13 protein-coding genes are annotated in these 15,740 nt (G+C 44.2%); 5 read left to right on the forward strand and 8 right to left on the reverse strand.

Annotation, left to right across the window (positions count from 1 at the left end):
• Positions 1 to 181: 181 nt before the first annotated feature.
• Entirely contained in the window at positions 182 to 5,224 is a 5,043-nt protein-coding gene (locus F6J90_RS21650) for an Ig-like domain-containing protein (RefSeq protein WP_293098095.1), read from the forward strand.
• A 2-nt stretch (positions 5,225 to 5,226) separates the two neighbouring features.
• Here the strand turns inward: F6J90_RS21650 and F6J90_RS21655 are convergent, their stop codons facing one another.
• Positions 5,227 to 5,370 (reverse strand): hypothetical protein, encoded by a 144-nt coding sequence (locus F6J90_RS21655; protein WP_293098098.1) that lies wholly within the window; start codon positions 5,368 to 5,370, stop codon positions 5,227 to 5,229.
• On the opposite strand from F6J90_RS21655, the gene F6J90_RS21660 reads away from it, so the two are divergent.
• Complete coding sequence (locus F6J90_RS21660; protein ID WP_293098100.1) at positions 5,358 to 5,546, forward strand: hypothetical protein; 189 nt, start codon at positions 5,358 to 5,360, stop codon at positions 5,544 to 5,546. The two genes, F6J90_RS21655 and F6J90_RS21660, sit on opposite strands and share 13 nt — an antisense overlap.
• Before the next feature lie 99 nt (positions 5,547 to 5,645).
• Here the strand turns inward: F6J90_RS21660 and F6J90_RS21665 are convergent, their stop codons facing one another.
• The 3 genes from F6J90_RS21665 to F6J90_RS21675 all read right to left on the reverse strand — a co-directional run bounded on the left by F6J90_RS21665 (position 5,646) and on the right by F6J90_RS21675 (position 6,133).
• Positions 5,646 to 5,783, reverse strand: a complete 138-nt coding sequence (locus F6J90_RS21665) for a hypothetical protein (RefSeq protein WP_293098103.1) — start codon at positions 5,781 to 5,783, stop codon at positions 5,646 to 5,648.
• 63 nt (positions 5,784 to 5,846) lie between these two features.
• Positions 5,847 to 5,984 (reverse strand): hypothetical protein, encoded by a 138-nt coding sequence (locus F6J90_RS21670; RefSeq protein WP_293098106.1) that lies wholly within the window; start codon positions 5,982 to 5,984, stop codon positions 5,847 to 5,849.
• Positions 5,981 to 6,133: a hypothetical protein gene (locus F6J90_RS21675; protein ID WP_293098109.1), complete on the reverse strand. Its 153-nt coding sequence runs from the start codon at positions 6,131 to 6,133 to the stop codon at positions 5,981 to 5,983. The genes F6J90_RS21670 and F6J90_RS21675 overlap by 4 nt, the downstream gene beginning before the upstream one ends.
• On the opposite strand from F6J90_RS21675, the gene F6J90_RS21680 reads away from it, so the two are divergent.
• Positions 6,132 to 6,305: a hypothetical protein gene (locus F6J90_RS21680; protein ID WP_293098112.1), complete on the forward strand. Its 174-nt coding sequence runs from the start codon at positions 6,132 to 6,134 to the stop codon at positions 6,303 to 6,305. The two genes, F6J90_RS21675 and F6J90_RS21680, sit on opposite strands and share 2 nt — an antisense overlap.
• 308 nt (positions 6,306 to 6,613) lie before the next feature.
• On the opposite strand, the gene ltrA (F6J90_RS21685) is transcribed toward F6J90_RS21680, so the two are convergent.
• From ltrA (F6J90_RS21685) to F6J90_RS21700, 4 genes are all read right to left on the reverse strand, one after another.
• Complete coding sequence (ltrA, locus tag F6J90_RS21685; protein ID WP_293097495.1) at positions 6,614 to 8,299, reverse strand: group II intron reverse transcriptase/maturase; 1,686 nt, start codon at positions 8,297 to 8,299, stop codon at positions 6,614 to 6,616.
• Between the two features lie 616 nt (positions 8,300 to 8,915).
• Complete coding sequence (locus tag F6J90_RS21690) at positions 8,916 to 10,436, reverse strand: reverse transcriptase domain-containing protein (protein WP_293097984.1); 1,521 nt, start codon at positions 10,434 to 10,436, stop codon at positions 8,916 to 8,918.
• A 784-nt stretch (positions 10,437 to 11,220) separates the two neighbouring features.
• Positions 11,221 to 13,062, reverse strand: coding sequence for a group II intron reverse transcriptase/maturase (ltrA, locus tag F6J90_RS21695; protein ID WP_293098114.1), 1,842 nt, complete (start codon positions 13,060 to 13,062; stop codon positions 11,221 to 11,223).
• A 658-nt stretch (positions 13,063 to 13,720) separates the two neighbouring features.
• Positions 13,721 to 14,038, reverse strand: coding sequence for a hypothetical protein (locus F6J90_RS21700; protein WP_293098117.1), 318 nt, complete (start codon positions 14,036 to 14,038; stop codon positions 13,721 to 13,723).
• Between the two features lie 10 nt (positions 14,039 to 14,048).
• Between F6J90_RS21700 and F6J90_RS21705 the strand changes: the two genes are divergently transcribed.
• Both F6J90_RS21705 and pstC read left to right on the forward strand, forming a co-directional pair.
• Positions 14,049 to 14,879, forward strand: a complete 831-nt coding sequence (locus F6J90_RS21705) for a phosphate ABC transporter substrate-binding protein (protein ID WP_293098120.1) — start codon at positions 14,049 to 14,051, stop codon at positions 14,877 to 14,879.
• Positions 14,836 to 15,714 (forward strand): phosphate ABC transporter permease subunit PstC, encoded by an 879-nt coding sequence (gene pstC, locus F6J90_RS21710; RefSeq protein ID WP_293098123.1) that lies wholly within the window; start codon positions 14,836 to 14,838, stop codon positions 15,712 to 15,714. The genes F6J90_RS21705 and pstC overlap by 44 nt, the downstream gene beginning before the upstream one ends.
• Positions 15,715 to 15,740 lie beyond the last annotated feature (26 nt).

Consider the following 15,740-nt stretch of genomic DNA (forward strand, 5'->3'; position numbering starts at 1 on the left):
CTGTAATCATTGGTGCTTTTGTGAAGGTTTAGCATAGTATTCTACTCTTGTCAATGGCTCAGGAAAGGGTATCCAGATTATGGGGATTGATCGAAAATCGACGTGCTAGCGTATTACTTGAATAACTCAAATAAAATTCCCATAGCTTTAGAAACAAATAACAGTTGGAGACCACAAGACTATGGCCAGAATTGAAGCAGAAAATTTCTCTATTATAACTAACTTTGTAACTACTCCTAATCCTGATGCCTCCGGGGGCGCAGTAATCAGTCTATTTGATGCTGTTAATAATACTGCTTTCCCCCCTGGTACTGCTAGCACAAGCTTTAATCAGCCCACTGGTACTTACGAAGTAATCATTGGCACCTTTGACGAAATAGATGGAGAAGGTACAATCGATGTCACCATTGGCAGTACCGTCTTTCCCACCATCACTCTTAATAATCCTGCCTCTACTGCTACCGGTATCCCCGAAGCCGAAACTTTCGTCGCTTTGCAGATTAGCCCCAACACGTTTATCCGCAATCGGGACCTGATCGAGGTTAAAGGTACCGCTAATGGTGATGAATTCATCCGATTTGACTATATTGAATTTAACCTAACCAACGAATTCCCGGTAGCAGTAGATGATACCGCCACTACCGCTGAAAATACAACAGTTAATATTAACGTCTTAGATAATGACACCGATACTGAGGGAGACAGCACTCTAACTGTTATTAGTGATCCCAGTAATGGTAGTGCAGTAGTAGATGACAATGGTACTCCTGATCAGATCACCGATGACGTTATTACTTACACTCCAAATCCCGACTACAATGGACCGGATAGTTTTACTTATCAGTTAAACGATGGCGTTAACCCTCCTGACACAGCTACCGTTAACGTTACCGTTACTCCTGTAAATGATGCACCAGAAGCTGGAGATGATACGGCTATAAGTAATGAAGATATAGCAGTTAGTATTAATGTTTTAGACAATGACATTGATATTGACGGAGATTCCCTGACCCTAACAATTGTCAGTAATCCCAGTAATGGTAATGCTGTAGTTAATAATAATGGCACTCCCAGCGATACCACCGATGACTTTATTAGTTATACTCCCAATCCCAACACTAATGGGTCTGATAGTTTCACCTATCAAGTGGATGATGGGAATGGTGGTATTGACACAGCTACTGTTAATCTCACTATTAATCCAGTTAATGATCCACCAGAAGCCCTAGACGATACACCCACTACTGATGAAGATACAGCAGTTAACATTAATGTACTAGACAATGACTCGGATATTGAAGGAGATAGTAGTCTGAGTGTTGTTAGTAATCCCAGTAATGGTAGTGCTGTAGTTAATAATAATAACACCCCTGGTGATACAACCGATGATTTTATTACCTACAGTCCTGATAATAACTACAACGGAACCGATAGTTTTACCTATCAATTAAATGATGGGGTTAACCCTCCTGCCAGCGCAACGGTTAACCTGACGATTAATCCAGTCAATGATGCACCAGAAGCCGGAGATGAGAGTGCCAGTACAGATGAAGATATAGCAGTTAATATTAATGTTTTAGATAATGACATTGATATTGACGGAGACTCTCTAAATCTGGCAATTGTCAGTAATCCTAGTAATGGTAATGCCGTAGTTAATAACAATGGCACTCCTAGGGATAGCACTGATGACTTGATCACTTATACTCCCAATCCCAACACTAACGGTAATGACAGTTTCACCTATCAAGTAAATGATGGCAACGGTGGTACTGACACAGCTACTGTTAATCTCACTATTAATCCAGTTAATGATGCACCGGAAGCTAGAGATGATACACCAACTACTGATGAAGATACAGCAGTTAGTATTAATGTTTTAGAGAATGACATTGATATTGAGGGAGATTCCCTGACTCTGGCAATTGTCAGTAATCCCAGTAATGGTAGTGCCGTAGTTAATAATAATGGCACTCCCAGTGATCCGACCGATGACTTTATTAGTTATACTCCCAATCCCAACACTAACGGGTTTGATAGTTTTACCTATCAAGTGGATGATGGTAATGGTGCTATTGACACAGCTACTGTTAATCTCACTATTACTCCTGTAAATGATCCACCAGAAGCCGGAGATGAAAAGGCCACTACTGATGAAGATATAGCAGTTAATATTAATGTTTTAGACAATGACATTGATATTGACGGAGACTCTCTGACCCTAACAATTGTCGGTAATCCAAGTAATGGTAATGCTGTAGTTAATAACAATGGCACTCCCAGCGATCGCACTGATGACTTAATCACTTATACTCCCAATCCTAACACTAACGGGTCTGACAGTTTCACCTATCAAGTGGATGATGGGAATGGTGGTATTGACACAGCTACGGTTAATCTCACGATTAATCCTGTTAATGATCCACCAGAAGCCCAAGATGATAGGCCCAGTACAGATGAAGATACAGCAGTTAACATTAATGTACTAGACAATGACTCGGATATTGAAGGAGATAGTAGTCTGAGTGTTGTTAGTAATCCCAGTAATGGTAGTGCTGTAGTTAATAATAATAACACTCCTGATGATCTGACCGATGATTTTATTAGCTACACTCCCAATCTCAACTACAATGGAACCGATAGTTTTACCTATCAATTAAATGATGGGGTTAACCCTCCTGCCACCGCAACGGTTAACCTGACGATTAATCCAGTCAATGATGCACCGGAAGCTGTAGATGATAGCGTCACCACCAACGAAGATACAGCAGTTACGTTTAATGTACTGGCAAATGATTCTGATCCTGAAGGGAATCCCCTGACTCTAACCATTGTTAGTGAGCCAAGCAATGGGATTGCAGTAGTTAATGACAATGGCACTCCGAGTGTTCCGACCGATGATTTTATTACTTACACTCCTAATCTCAATGCTAATGGATCTGATAGCTTAACGTATCAGGTAGATGATGGGAATGGTGGTATTGACACTGCAACGGTTAATCTGACCATTAATCCAGTTAATGATCCACCGATAGCTTTAGATAATACGGTCACTACGGATGAAGACATAGCAGTCAATATCGACGTAATTAATAACGACTCTGATCCCGATGGAGATAGCATTCTGACCGTTGTCAAGCCTCCCAACCATGGCACTGCTGTGGTGAATGACAATGGTACTCCTGATAATCTAATCGATGACTTTATTACCTACATTTCCGATCCTGACTACAATGGACCGGATAGTTTTGCCTATCGATTAGACGATGGTGTCAACCGTCCTGCCACAGGAATTGTTAACGTAACTGTTACTGCAGTGAATGATTCGCCATTTCCTGTAGATGACACGGCTACTACTACTGAAGATACAGCAGTTAACATTAATGTACTGGAAAATGATTCTGATCCTGAGCAAGACAGTAGTTTGACTATTGTCAGCGAGCCCAGAGATGGCACGGCGGTGGTGAATGATAATGGGACTCCTGATGATGTAACCGATGACTTTATTACTTACACTCCTAATCCTGGCTACAATGGCTCGGATAGTTTTGCTTATCGGTTAAATGATGGTGTCACGTTTCCTGGTACAGCTGTGGTTAACCTTGAGGTTACTTCTGTGAATGAGGTACCAGAAGCACTAGACGACACGGCTACTACTAGTGAAGATACAACAGTCACGATTGATGTACTAGATAACGATTCTGACCGGGATGGGGATCCGCTGACTCTGGCAATTATCAGTAATCCTAGCCATGGCACGGCATTTGTGATTGATAACGATACCCCTAGTGATCCAACGGATGACGTGATCACTTACACCCCCAATCTCAATTACACCGGATCCGACCAGTTTACTTATCTAATTAGCGATCGCAACGGTGGCACCGATAGAGCAACCCTTACCCTGAATGTGACTCCTGTAAATGATCCACCAGACGCAGTAGACGATACTGTGATTACGGATGAAGAGGTAGCAGTCACTATTGATGTATTGGAAAATGACACGGATCCTGAGGGGGATTTGCTAAGTCTAGTTGTGGTTAGTGCTCCCTCTAATGGTACTGCTGTGGTTAACAATAACGGTACCTTGGATAATACCAATGATGACTTTATTACTTATACTCCTGATCCAGGTTTTAGTGGGAATGATAGCTTCATCTATCAGGTATATGATGGCAAAGATGGCCTTGATACAGCGACTGTTGATATTACTGTCAACTTCATCCCTACCTTTGTTCCTTCCACTCTGACTCAGAACTCTAACTATACCTTTACTATCACTGGTGACAACACTGGTAACGCCCAACTCCTATTCACCTTTATTAGTGGAAACGCTACTAATGTCAATGAAATTGGGGTGTTTGTAACGGATGATGACCAAGGTACAGTTAATGGTATTGCTCCTGGTCAAGAAGGCTATGTGGAAGCTGCTCTATCTAATGCTCAGACTATTTTCTCTGTGCTGCTGAATCCTGAAGATAGTGCTCAAACTACTCGTCTGATTAATAATTTTGATGTAGGCGATCAATTAGGATTTTACCTAGTACAAAATAGCACCAGAAAGGCAGTGCTAGCAGGAGAAAATGTTTCTGTATTCTTCGGTGATGCTTCTTTCAATAGCGATGGTTTAGACCATATCCAAAGCGAGACCAATAGCGACGGAGTCTTGACGTTACACTTTGAGGATGCTGATGATCAAGACTTTGATGACTTAGTGGTAACTGTTGAAGACGCTTCGGCTTTGACTCCGACTGTGGGGATAGGGAGTCCCCAGATTCAAGGGCAAGTGGAGCTACTGGATTTGACCGATGTGACCGGAACAGTAACCGCTGAGTTTGTGCTTAGTAGTCAAGCACTGTTTCAGAATAGCTTTGGCTTTTATCAGGTTGATGATGCTAGTGGTAAAATTGGCAATCTCAAGCCCGGTGATAGCGGTTATGCAGAGGTTGCAGTTTCCAACCAGGTCGATTTAGCCAGTGGGGTATCCGGTGGGGTACTGTTAGCTCCGTTCCTAATTGCTAATGGCACTGTTGAAGAGTTCCTGACTCAGAATCCCACGAATCAGCAGGGTTCCGGTCTCAATGCCTACTTTAGTTTCTTGGCTGCTAACCCCGATCAATTTGATCACGTCCGCCTACTAGGGGACAATCGGTTTAGCTTCGAGGATACTTTTGGTGGTGGTGACTTAGACTATGACGACTTGGTAGTGGAGGTTATGTTCTGAGTTTAGTCGGGAGTCGGGAGTCGGGAGTCGGGAATCGGGAGTGTGGGGGGTGTGGGAAGTGTGGGAGGTGTGGTAAGTATTCCCCCCTTGTTAAGGGGGGTTAGGGGGGATCCCCAGCTGTTTGACCCGGTGGGTGGAACGAGCATGTTGGTGGAATTGGCATGTTGGTGGAATTGGGTTGTTGGTGGAACAGGCATCTTGCCTGTGGTCAAGATTTTCCTCACAGGGATGTTGGTGGAATTGGCATGTAGGTAGAACAGGCATCTTGCCTGTGGTCAAGATTTTCCTCACAGGGATGTTGGTGGAATTGGCATGTAGGTAGAACAGGCATCTTGCCTGTGGTCAAGATTTTCCTCACAGGGATGTTGGTGGAATTGGCATGTAGGTAGAACAGGCATCTTGCCTGTGATCAAGATTTTCTTCACAGGGATGTTGGTGCCATGGGCATGTAGGTAGAACAGGCATCTTGCCTGTGATCAATATTTTCCTGACAGGGATATTGGTGGAATTGGGTTGTTGGTAGAACAGGCATCTTGCCTGTGATCAATATTTTCCTCATAGGCATGTTGCTGGAATTGGGTTTTTGGTAGAACAGGCATCTTGCCTGTGATCAATATTGTGGTCACGGGCATGTTGGTGGAATTGGGTTGTTGGTAGAACAGGCATCTTGCCTGTGATCAATATTGTGGTCACGGGCATGTTGGTGGAATTGGGTTGTTGGTAGAACAGGCATCTTGCCTGTGATCAAGATTTTCCTCATAGGCATGTTGGTGGCATGGGGATGTTGGTAGAACAGGCATCTTGCCTGTGGTCAAGATTTTCCTCATAGGCATGTTGGTGGAATTGGGTTGTTGGTAGAACAGGCATCTTGCCTGTGATCAAGATTTTCCGACGAGCTGTCCCAACCATGGCTACCGCGAAAATGAGGGTGAGACCTTGGGTGGTGCGTTACGGGGCGGGCTTTCCCAACACTTGCTATGAGGTTGAACATGATGGCAAGCCCGCCCCTAACGCACCCTACGCAACTATTCCCATTGGTCACAGGCAAGATGCCTGTGCTACGGAATTACTCCGTGATTGACCAAAGGTCACGCTACGCGAACAAAAAAAATTAGAAACTTGGCACCAGGCATCAGCAGTTTCAGTACCTGCACATAGCCCTTCGCATCAGCAGGGTTGTCGAACCGAGCGAAAACCATTGGTGGCATCGGTGGCAATAGCCGAACCATCACCCATGGGTATAGGCATCTAGTTACGGTCGATGTCCCCTATTACGGGGAGCAATTAAACTAAGTCAGTGAGTCACCCCACTGACTCGTCTTCAAAACCGTACGTGACACTTTCGCATCATACGGCTCCTCATCATAGGAACCATTGTCGCTGGTACCTCTAAAACGGGTTTTCATCTAACTCTAAGGCGTTGACTTTTTTCCCGTGTTTGGCATCGTGGCAGGTTAGGTGTAGTAATTCCAGATTTTCATCGAAGTTATTTCCACCCAGTGCGCGTGGTAGTATGTGATGCATTTCCATTGAATCCCCAGGTCTGAAGGTAAGACCACAATGAGCGCATTTCCCTTTTTGCTTTCTCAAAAGCCTTCCCGATTGAGCTGGCATTTCAGGATGTTCTCTCATTCTGGTGCTCCAATAGATTAGGTCTCCATCGTAGGGACTTCTGGTATCTTGGATTTTTTTATGCCTTATTATTTCAGTTTTGGCATGTTTTGGGAGGTAATTATCCTCATCTGCCATGAATATCCAATTATCCTCTCCGATGGTTCCCCAATATTTCTTGTTTACCCAGGTTTTGGTTTTCTTTGGGTGTCTTCTATATCCCCATCTTTGGAGTTTGTTCCAGAGCATGTAACCTAAATCTTGGAAGGTTTCTTTGCTACAGACTCCTCTGTAGTAGTTGCACCATCCGCGTATAATAGGTTTGAGGTGTTTGATTAAAGCCTCTTGAGGAGCGGCTTTATGTCTGTCGATGACTTTTGAAAGCCGCTCGAAATGTTCTAGAATTGCATCCTTAGATGGTTTGATGATGGTTTTAAAGCCTTGTTTAGAGTGGTTTTTACCTACTTTGTACTGACGGATATTAAATCCAAGGAATTCAAATCCGTTAAAGGTATAGGTCATTTGGGTTTTGCTAGGCTTTAATTCCAGACCCATGTCATGTAGCCAATTATTGATGACTTCAAGGCATTCTTCTACCACTTTTTGGTCTTGGTGTAGGATGACAAAATCGTCGGCATATCTGATTAGAGCTAGTCCCTTTTTATAGTGGGTTTTCTTGCCTTTTACAGAATTTGCGTAATCCCATATGGCCTGTTCCATTCCGTGGAGGGCTATATTCGCTAAAAGTGGAGAGATAACTCCACCCTGAGGGGTGCCCTCATCTGTAGGTGAGAATGTCCCACTATCCATCACACCGGCTTTTAGCCAGGACTTTATTAAGCGTCTCATGGATGGATAGGTATTCAGTTTAGTTAGAAGTGCATTGTGATTGATTTTATCGAAGCATTTGGCTATGTCAGCATCAAGTACCCATTTAGGCTTTTGTTTGATGCTATTGAATATTGCTTCGATGGCATCATGACATGAACGTCCTGGTCTGAACCCATAGGAGTTGGGTTCAAATTTTGCTTCCCATTCAGGTTCTAATGCCTGTTTGGCAAGTGCCTGGAGAGCGCGGTCATACATGGTTGGGATACCCAATGGTCGCTTTTCCTTCCGTCCAGGTTTAGGAATCCATACCCTTCTGGTTGGTTGGGCTTTCTTAGAAACTTTTAGGTTGGAGACTAAAGTAAGCCGTTGTTTTGGTGTTAATGATTTGACCCCATCTACTCCAGCAGTCTTCTTCCCTTTGTTCTCCTGGGTTACCCGTCTGACCGCAATCATCTTGGCCGACCAGGACTTTATCAGAGTCTTTTGCAACTTTCTTACCACGCGGACATCACCACGGTTCGAGGCTTGATATATTCGTTTTTGCAACTTAAAGACAGTCTTTTCTAGCTTCCGCCAGTTGACTTTCTTCCATTCCGACTGTGGGGCGAACCCCCGAGTTTTAGACATTTTCATTGCTACTTACAACTAGATCTTTTCCTATAACGTGAGTCCGTCAGCATATCCTGGGCATTACCCTAGGCTTTGGCAAATGAGCTCAATCTTGCCCTCATATGACATGCGGCTAACTACCTACTCAGTAATCGACCTTACTGAGAGTACATATGAGAGTTATTTCGTTCCTGATAACCATTCTTTGAACTTTTAGGGTGGTACTTTTCACCGGGAACTGTTTGGGAAATCCATTACAAAGGGGAGGAACTTTGTAATCCTAATTCCGTTGAGTTTTTCTCCGTAGCGTGTCAAACCTTTTTTCGCTACATTTCTGTGACGATGATTCAAACGTACCTTTCTCTCGTACCCATGAGTTCTTTGCCTATTGTTGACACCGGTCAGGTTAAGGGTGTTCCAATATTCGACCCTTGCATTAACCCATAGGTTTGTTAGTTCCTATGAATCAGGGTAGGGCTGTCACTCGGATTTCATGAGGGATGGTTTTTCACCACCATGGTTATCAAGTTGTCAGGGTTCATTGAACCAAGCAGCTAATCCCCCAAAACCCTTGTAGGGTAAAGGTTTCTAGCTAACGAATCGCACCCTCCGATTCAGAACCGTGCGTGAAGCTTTCGCCTCACACGGCTCCTAGGTATCCTCTCCCTTCGGAGTGCAAAGAGTGTATCTGTTGGTGGCAGCTTTGATGAACTGCTAAAAGGTTGTTCTTAGACCAATTGTCGTGGTTTCCATCAATGTGATGAAGATGTACATCTTCGTCTTCGAGGAACCTCAACCCACAGAATCCACAGGAATGGTTTTGCCTTTTCAATGCGTCGGAAGTATTATCGGAGTATAGGCGTGAATTCCTTTGACTCCAATATACTAAGTCACCGTCATAGGGTGACTTAGTACCCTTCACACTCACGTGTTGGTTTTGTTTGTATCCTACCTTTGGAAAACCCTTTTTACATAGTTCATTAGCTCTATACCGACTTACTTTCTTTTCCTTTCGGAACTTTCGGTGGGCAGTGTTGTTCATGAACCAGAGTGAATCCCGACTGCTGCTCATATCGCAGCTTGAATGGTAGTTTCTCCATCCGCGAACTATAGGGGCTAGCTTCGTTGCTTTTATTTCGGCACCATAATTCGAGTTGTTGACTATGGCTTTAATCTTCTGACGTATATTTCGGTGGTTTTCCTCTGAAGGAATTGACCGAAATTTTCCGTTTTTCTGGACGCGGAAATTCCACCCCAGGAAGTCAAAGCCATCTGTCGTTTTGGTCAGCTTGGTCTTTTCTTCGCTGATTTCCATCCCACGCTCTGCCAAGAATTCTTTCACTCTATTGAGTATTTTCTCAGCATTATCTTTTGGCTTTAGGATAAATACCATATCGTCTGCATAACGCAAACTGGTGTGAATATCCTCTATTCCATCAAGTGCAATATTGGCAAGGAGAGGGCTGACGACACCCCCCTGAGGGGTGCCTTGGTCTGGAAAGTGTGGGTCAACTCCTGCTTTGAGGCATCGGTATATTCCCTTTTTAATAGATGCGGGGGCTATTACCCTCTCCATAATGGTGGTATGAGAAATACGGTCAAAACACTTTTTGATGTCTAGTTCAATTACCCTTTTGTTGATTCCGTTTGAAGATGACCTTAAGTGACCAAATAGGCGTTTTTGTACGTCTTGAGTACATCTGCCCGGACGGAATCCGTAGCTGTCACCGCTGAATAGTGCCTCATGGGCAGGCTCTAAGGCATATTTAACTAGACATTGCCATGCTCTGTCAGCCAATGTCGGAACTTTGAGCACCCGGGTTTTTCCGTTCTTTTTAGGGATTGGTACTTTCCGGAGTCGATTATGCTTCCAGTCAGGTGCATAATCGTTCAATGCTTCTACTAATTCCCATCGCTGTCTGTAGTTTAGGCTTGACAGGCCATCCACTCCAGCCGTTCTCTTACCTTTATTTAATTGTGACACTTGACGGACGGCCAAAAGCTGCGCTGCTCGGGACTTCAGTATCAGTTTCTGTAGAGACCGCGCCTTCTTCAAGTCACCAGCCCGAACTGCTTTATACACACGCTTTTGTAGGCGGAATAGGTTTTGGCGGAGTTTCTTCCACTTTTGCTTCTTCCAAAGTTCACTATGATTGCTCACGTGTCTAACTATGCTCTCCAATAAACCTGTATATTCTGAATACCCGTGCCCAGTTTAAGAGCACATCCTACCCGACAGTGGGGATTAAGTTTGGCATAACTTACTACAAGAACGACCCTCTTGCAGACCCATTATTTGCTGTCGTTTTTACTTGTTCCGTCTGTTGGATTGTTATGACGATTTAGGGCAGTCCATTTCGCCCATCCTCATCTCAGAGATTACTACTATCGTCCTAACAATGTAGTGAGAATAAGAGGATGCCATCTACACGTATTTAACAGGTTTGTAGTGTCATTATAGGACGCTTTTCCAGGAACTTTTGCTGCTGTTACCCATATCGCCTTCCCATTAGCGGCAGTGTGACGCAACCTGTTCGCCTCTGATTCCGCCCTGATGCCAGCTTCACTCTGATGAAATGCCGTTCATCTCGGTGTGGCCAGGTAGGGTGTCACTTATCTCCTAAAGGGCAGGGCTTTCACCTGCATCCGCCAGACAGTTAGGTTTGTGATTTACTCACGCGCCCTCTGAATCATACCCCTCCCGTTTCGGGAGGCTCCATACTCAGAAACAAGCCGCACTGGGACATAATATTTAGTTATCTCCTGTAAAGGGGACCAAGAGCCAGCCTTCCAGCCTGCGAAAACTCTTAGGCTGGCTCTTCCCGTGGATTTTAACGTATCGGGTAGGTCGGTGGGGTTACCCCCACTTCGCCCCCATAGCACCGTGCGAGCAAGTTACCAAGCACACGGCGCAACCATATCATGTACGTGTTGTTTTTAATCGACTATTCATCTCGTTTATTAGACGGTTTTGTGCCTTTTGGTTTTTGGTTCCGTTTTTTACGAGAGAGGGTTTTGTTTCCTGTTCTAAGCATTTTTAGAGTTTCAGGATTAGTCGCCCCCAGGGCATGTATTTTGGCATGACAAATCTGGTGGAGGTAAATCAGATTTTTATTTTCGTCCTTACCTCCTTCACTTTTAGGTATGATGTGATGTAGGTGGATTTCTTCTCCTCCTATTAATCCTTGTCGACAGACCGGGCATTTATAATCTTGTCTGTTGGCAATTTTACATCTACCTTTAGTTAATCTGCTTCTGGCCGTGAATTGTTGTCTTTTGGTTTTCCTTTCTTCCCAGAAATCTTTGAGTTCCGGGTTATCAGGTGTGTAATCGTGAGGAATTTGGACGTGTCTGGTTATTTTAATCCAGGCCAGTTTTTCTAAGTATCCCTCACTCTGACCAAAGACCCAATTGTCCTCCCTTCCTGGGCACCACTTTCCAAAGTATTTGTTTGACACCCACGTCGGATTTTTCTTCCCGTGGATTCTTCTTCCCCATCTTTGGAGTTTCCAGTAGATGTAACTGTCCACTTTGGAGAATATTTCTTTGGATACTGCCCCTTCATGATAGTTGCCCCAACCTCTTATAATCGGATTTATTTCCTTAATTACCTCCGCTTGGGTGGCGTTTTTCAGACCTTTGAAAGTACTTCGGATTTTTTCCTTTATTTTCCTTATACTTTTCTTCGAGGGTTTGATTAGGGTAACTAGCTGGGTTTTCTTGGTGGTGGTTTTATATTTCCGGAAATTCCACCCCAAGAAGTCAAAACCATCCGTTAAGTGGGTTATATGGGTTTTTTCTTCAGATAGTCTAAGTCCTTTTCTGGTTAACCATTCTTCTACGATTACCTTGGCGTTCGCCGCATCTTCTTCTGATTCTGTTAAGACTATGAAGTCATCGGCAAAGCGGACGTATGTTCTACCAGTTTTATTTACCCAATATCCTCCCTTTTTGTTTCGGGTGTCTTTGTGCCAGGTGTATTTAATTCCTAACTCTTCCTCTAATCCGTGGAGAGCAATGTTTGCTAGAAGGGGGCTAATGATTCCTCCCTGAGGAGTTCCTTCCTCAGTGTTATGGAATACGCCTTTGTGGATGTAACCAGCTTTTAACCATTGTTTAATTAAGTTTTTTGCTGGAAAATTTCCTATTTCTTCTAGCAATGGTTGGTGGGCTATATTGTCGAAGCATCCTGCTATGTCTGCTTCAAAGACCCACCATTTCCTATTTCTTTCCCCTTGGATGTTCTTGAAAATCCTCTGTTGGGCATCTTGGGGACATCTTCCAGGTCTAAATCCATAGGATGTAGGCTCGAAGTTTGCTTCCCAGTATGGTTCCAACGCATTTTTGACCATTGCTTGTATGCATCGGTCGGTTATGCAAGGGATTCCCAAAGGTCTTTTTTTCCCGTTGGGTTTAGGGATGTAGATACGTTTTGTGGGGAGAGGTTTCCAGGCTTTATAAGTGGTGAGGGAATCGACCAATTCTCCTCTTTCTTTGGGTGTTAGGGATACCTTCCCATCTACTCCCGCTGTTTTTTTACCACTATTCTTTTGGGTAGCCTGTCTGACAGATACCAGTGTGTTTGAATAACTACGGAGTAATAGTCTCTGTAGTTTATTCACCAATGATACATTTCCTTCACACGCTGCTCTGAAGATTCTTCTTCGGAGTTTTATAACCACTTTATTGGCTTTTTTCCAGTTTATGGAGTGCCAGTCAGTGGGAGATTTAGTTACGATACCCTTGTCCGTATTCGGATTGTCGGGTTCTATCTTTTCCGAAATCATTTGGAGAAGTTCTTCCTTAGGAATTTCAGTTTAGCTATGTTATGGTACCGAAATTTAGCACTCTTTCGAGTTATGGGATATTCCCACTATCCGACCAGTTATGGATTTCTGTTCCTTTTCAGGTGTCGGCTTTCCCTTGGTTCGGTCTTCTACCGAGCTGAGAGTTATACCTCTTCTTACGATTTGGCTACCTATATCAATCGACCTCGATATAGGACTCAACCCGGCTTACCCGGTTACGCGCCACATAGATACGATGAAATTGGTTGCCGTCTATACTCCGAGTCCTCTTTGGGGTTCAAATATCAGCGTCGCGGGTCACTGTATTCGGGAGCTGTCCCTACCATTACCGCTTTGTCAGTAGGGTCAATAATCACGAAGCCTTATGACAACGGTTCCTCTCGTCAACCTATTTTCATCTTTCCCTGGAGGGGTACCTGTGCTTCGGTATTGCTTCGGTTTCCTCCTTTTCCCTCTAGCTGTGAGACATCATGATACAGGATAATATCAGATTTCTCCGGTATGTCCTTCTCTTTAATGCCCCTTTGGGTGGGAACCGGCCTGAACCCTGGCCGGGAGAAGATTTTACCTTCTCACTATCTGGTGCGCCTTTCTTCGGTCGCCCCCACCATTTCATTGTATCACAAAAAAGACTATATTATAGCATAGTTTTAAAATTTTTGTAACAAATTTTTTTTGAGGGAGTAGGGAATCGGGAATCGGGAATCGGGAATCGGGAATCGGGAATCGGGAGTGTGGGGAGTGTTCCCCCCTTGTTAAGGGGGGTTAGGGGGGATCTCCAGTTGGGGTTTAGCTGAGGGAAAGCGCGATCGCATAACTTTTGCCTTTTGCCTTTTGCCTTTTGCCTTTTGCCTTTTGCCTGTTCCCTGTTCCCTGTTCCCTGTTCCCTGTTCCCACCACCGATGTAAACTAATGATTCACGATGATTTACTTGCTCTAAGACCTTGCTACTCAATAACAAATTGATGAAATTTAGACTAGGTTCGTTTATCCTGCTTCTGTGCCTATATTTGCAGAGTTGTACTCAATCTCCTGAGGTCGGGTCTGGGCAACAAAAGCTAATCTTAACAGGAGCAAGTACTGTTGCTCCTTTAGTTTCAGCTTTGGGTAAAAGATTTGAAGAGCAAAATCCAGGGATTCGTATTGATGTACAAACGGGGGGTTCCTCTCGTGGACTAGCAGATGTACAACAAGGACTTTCTGATATTGGTATGGTTTCTCGGACTCTGACAGAAGATGAAGCCGTTGGGATGGAAGTTTTTGTGCTTGGACGGGATGGAATTAGCATCATTATTCATGGTGATAACCCCTTAACAGAAATCACTAGCAAACAGGTCAAAGCTATCAGCACTGGTCAAATCAAAAATTGGCAAAGCTTAAATAAAAATGATGCCCCGATCACCTTTGTCCACAGAGCAGAAGGACACTCAACACTAAAGAAATTTCTGGAATACTTTGGAGTGAATAATTCAGAGGTGAAGGCGGATGTGATAATTGGGGATAATCAACAAGGCATAAAAACTGTTGCAGGTAATCCCAATGCTATTGGTTATGTCTCCATTGGTGCTGCTGAATATAGTATGCAGGAGGGTATATCCATCAAGCTTCTGGCACTGGATGGGGTTGAAGCAACCAGTGAAGCAGTCGCTAATGGCAGTTTTCCGTTGCTTCGGCAACTAACTCTGGTGACTAAAGGAAACCCCACTGGATTAGCAAAGGAGTTCATCACATTTGTTCAGGGTGAAGACAATTATGATATCGTTCGGCTACAAAAATTTGTGCCCCCGAAAAATTGATCGGGTTCTAGCTTGGACTGTACGAGGAATTGCTTCTGTGGTAGGTATACTCGTTGTGGTCATTACAGGGTTCTTGATCATTGAATCTTTACCAATTCTTGATGACATCGGGATATTAGCCTTTTTGACCGATGCTAGCTGGAGTCCCGCTCAAGGATTCTATAACCTCACCCCGATGTTGGTGGGTACCCTATTGGTGGTAACAGGAGCAGTGGTGCTAGCCGCTCCCGTTGGGATTTTGTCGGCTTTGTTCTGCCACTATTACGCTCCTCCTTTCCTAGCTAGTTTCTACCGTCGCTTACTGGAGTTAATGGCGGGATTTCCTGGAGTAATTTATGGACTTTGGGGACTGGTAGTGTTAGTGCCACTGATTAATCGCCTCCATCCACCAGGAACCAGTATACTAGCAGGAATACTAATGTTAGCTCTACTGATTATTCCTACCATTGCCCTCACCGTAGACGCTACTTTAGCAGAGATGAACCAAGTTTATTGGCAGGGAGCAGCTTCTCTAGGATTGTCCCGTTGGGGGACAATTTTGGGCATCATGCTACCCGCTGCGCGACTGGGGGTATTTACTGGCATTATCCTAGGGATTGGACGAGCTTTAGGGGAAACGATGCTGGTGTTAATGGTCTGTGGTAATGTGCCTCAGATTCCAGATACACTGTTCGATCCGATTCGGACTTTACCCGCTAACATTGCTTTGGAAATGGCTTTTGCCCTGGGCAATCATCGTTCATCCCTGTTTGTAACTGGATTGTTGTTGCTGGCAGTGAGTCTGTTTCTGGCGCTCTTGGCAGAAGCGATCGCAGAAGAAAAACACATATACTAGTAGAATTGCCTGTTAGTTGGGTCACC

The sequence above is a fragment of the Moorena sp. SIOASIH genome, assembly GCF_010671925.1.
Lineage (GTDB): Bacteria > Cyanobacteriota > Cyanobacteriia > Cyanobacteriales > Coleofasciculaceae > Moorena.

What these genes read in the sequence shown, in the direction of transcription:
- F6J90_RS21650 (WP_293098095.1), top strand. Translation starts at nt 182, where the DNA reads ATGGCCAGAATTGAAGCAGAAAATTTCTCTATTATAACTAACTTTGTA.
- F6J90_RS21680 (WP_293098112.1), top strand. Translation starts at nt 6,132, where the DNA reads ATGGCTACCGCGAAAATGAGGGTGAGACCTTGGGTGGTGCGTTACGGG.
- F6J90_RS21655 (WP_293098098.1), bottom strand. Translation starts at nt 5,370, where the DNA reads ATGCTCGTTCCACCCACCGGGTCAAACAGCTGGGGATCCCCCCTAACC.
- pstC (WP_293098123.1), top strand. Translation starts at nt 14,836, where the DNA reads ATGATATCGTTCGGCTACAAAAATTTGTGCCCCCGAAAAATTGATCGG.
- ltrA (WP_293098114.1), bottom strand. Translation starts at nt 13,062, where the DNA reads ATGATTTCGGAAAAGATAGAACCCGACAATCCGAATACGGACAAGGGT.
- F6J90_RS21705 (WP_293098120.1), top strand. Translation starts at nt 14,049, where the DNA reads ATGAAATTTAGACTAGGTTCGTTTATCCTGCTTCTGTGCCTATATTTG.
- F6J90_RS21675 (WP_293098109.1), bottom strand. Translation starts at nt 6,133, where the DNA reads ATGGTTGGGACAGCTCGTCGGAAAATCTTGATCACAGGCAAGATGCCT.
- F6J90_RS21665 (WP_293098103.1), bottom strand. Translation starts at nt 5,783, where the DNA reads ATGAGGAAAATATTGATCACAGGCAAGATGCCTGTTCTACCAACAACC.
- F6J90_RS21670 (WP_293098106.1), bottom strand. Translation starts at nt 5,984, where the DNA reads ATGAGGAAAATCTTGATCACAGGCAAGATGCCTGTTCTACCAACAACC.
- ltrA (WP_293097495.1), bottom strand. Translation starts at nt 8,299, where the DNA reads ATGAAAATGTCTAAAACTCGGGGGTTCGCCCCACAGTCGGAATGGAAG.